Origin of the sequence: Desulfosarcina sp., from assembly GCF_041551955.1 — a bacterium.
GTDB lineage: Bacteria > Desulfobacterota > Desulfobacteria > Desulfobacterales > Desulfosarcinaceae > Desulfosarcina.
Genome location: NZ_JBFELV010000605.1, coordinates 1 through 2,133, shown reverse-complemented (window position 1 = coordinate 2,133; position 2,133 = coordinate 1). Strand labels below are relative to the sequence as shown.

The 2,133-nt window shown below is 56.4% G+C and carries 2 protein-coding genes and 1 pseudogene; all 3 read right to left on the bottom strand.

The genetic code is table 11. From position 1 onward, the window contains the following. Positions 1 to 1,131 (bottom strand): FG-GAP-like repeat-containing protein (locus ABYV26_RS24735; RefSeq protein ID WP_372684013.1); only part of this gene is annotated, 1,131 nt, incomplete at its 3' end. A gap of 164 nt (positions 1,132 to 1,295) precedes the next feature. Further along, positions 1,296 to 1,589: a GIY-YIG nuclease family protein gene (locus ABYV26_RS24730; protein ID WP_372684012.1), complete on the bottom strand. Its 294-nt coding sequence runs from the start codon at positions 1,587 to 1,589 to the stop codon at positions 1,296 to 1,298. 160 nt (positions 1,590 to 1,749) lie between these two features. Beyond that, positions 1,750 to 2,133, bottom strand: a pseudogene (locus ABYV26_RS24725) (Asp-tRNA(Asn)/Glu-tRNA(Gln) amidotransferase GatCAB subunit B); the annotation flags it as partial.

Here is a 2,133-nt window from a genome sequence, read left to right as displayed (position 1 = left end):
GTTGTTAAAGACGGACTCCTCGGCGAGCCGCACCCGCTGGCCCATGAGGACGGTGCCCCGATCCACGGTTTTGGCCACGCGATAAAGCCAGTTGTCCTCGGCATGAATCTTTAGGAAATCGCTGCCGTTGAATTCCAGCACGAAGGAATCCACGCTGGTCCGGTTGGGCCCCAGGCTGGATACATAGATTTCCGGGGTTCCGTTGCCGTTGATGTCGGCCACATCGACACCGATGTAACTGCTGGTTCGGGTCTCGGCGGTTTCGGCCACCTTGACCATGCGGCCGTTTTCCATGCGATAGATCGACACCAGCTTCTCGGTGGCCATGACGATTTCCTGCCGTCCGTCATTGTCTACGTCGGCAATGTCGACACCGTTGATCAGCGTTTTGAAACTTCGGCTTTTCCAGAATGTCCGTCGGCTGGTGTCAGCGCTGGCACCGGCGGCGGCCACAAAGGCTGGATTGGGTGTTTCGTAGGGCTGGCCGGCCACCGGGACCTGGGTTTCGGAACCAACGCCGGACTGCAGCAGCTTTTCCGGGTGCATGCGCGGGTCATAGGCGGGCGGGGCCGGTTGGGCCGCGGTTGCCGCCGGGGCACCGGCCTGTGCGGCAGGTGCGGCTGCCGGCCGCTGGGCCACCTCGCGGCCGAAAACGGTGGCGTTGATGTTGGTGGCGAACTGGTTGATCTGGGGGATCACCTCTCCCATGCCGCGGGTCTGGGCGAAGAAGGGCAGCGGGGGCTGCTCTCCGCTGACATCGGCCATCTTGGCGTCGATGCTCACGCTTTCGCCGAATACCGTCAGGCTGCCGAACAGGACATAGTCGGCCTGGAGCTTGCCGCCCACCAACAGCGCCCGGCTCTCGCCGCCGAACCCGTCGACGGATGCCAGGGCGGCCTTGGTTTCGCTCTTGCTGATGACCTCCACCTTGTCCCGCCAGGCCAGCCGGCTGCCGAGCATGTCCAGAATGCCCTCCTGGAGGAAAGTCATGTCTTTTTCCGCGTTGACGTCGAAGGGCAGGATGGCCACCCGGGCGGGGGCGGCGAAGATTGGGCTGGCCGTGAAAAGCAGCAGCAGGGAGGAAATTGTCAACAGGGTGTTACGGATCAGACGATATGATGGATTCTTCAATGGGGGCTCCTGTTTATTATCGCTATTGTAATTCAGGCTTTTCTGGATCCCCGCCTTCGCGGGGATGACAAACAAAGGGAAATTAAGGCTGTTTAAAAGTACATTTTCCTTCCATATTTACAGTAAGCACTGGCGTCATTCCCGCGCAGGCGGGGATCCAGTCATTAAATCAGACGTTGGTAAAGATCCTTCCAGCCCGGGTTGGCCTTTTCAATCAGTTTGATCTTCCATTCACGATTCCATTTTTTGAGCCTCTTTTCCCTTAGAATCGCTTTTTCGACATTTTGGTACGCTTCAAAATAGACCAAGGTTTTTAATCCATACTGTCTTGAAAAACCTTTAACCAGACCATTCTTGTGTTGCCAGGTGCGTTTGATAAGATCCGATGTAATTCCAATATAAAGTGTCCCGTTGCGTTTGTTGCAAATGATGTAAGCATAGTATTTTTGGTCGGTCATTTTGCTGGATCCCCGCCTTCGCGGGGATGACAAAAAAGATGACATTTCGACTCTTTACGGGTGAATCAGAGTTTGCGAAAGTCAAAAAAAGGTCAAATGAAAACAGCCAAAATCGATTAAGCGTGTTTGTCATCCCCGCGCAGGCGGGGATCCAGTCCTTTCATCCCAATTTCTTCCGCAGTATCTCATTCACAATCTTCGGATTCGCCTTTCCCCTGGACCGCTTCATGATCTGGCCGACGAAAAAGCCCATCAGTTTTTTCTGGCCGCCCTGATAGCGCTGCACTTCATCCGGGTGGTCGGCGATGACGGCATCGACGATGGGGTCGATGGCCGATGTGTCGGACACCTGCACCAGGCCCTTTTCCTGGACGATGGTTTTGGCCGGTCGGCCGGTTTCGGCCATGGCTTCGAAGACGGTTTTGGCGATTTTGCCACTGATCACATCGGTGTCCAGCAGCTTCAACAGCCCGGTCAGGTGTGTCGGCGAGACCGGAGCGTCTGCAATGTCCAGTCCCCTGGCGTTGAGCAGACCCAGCAGGTC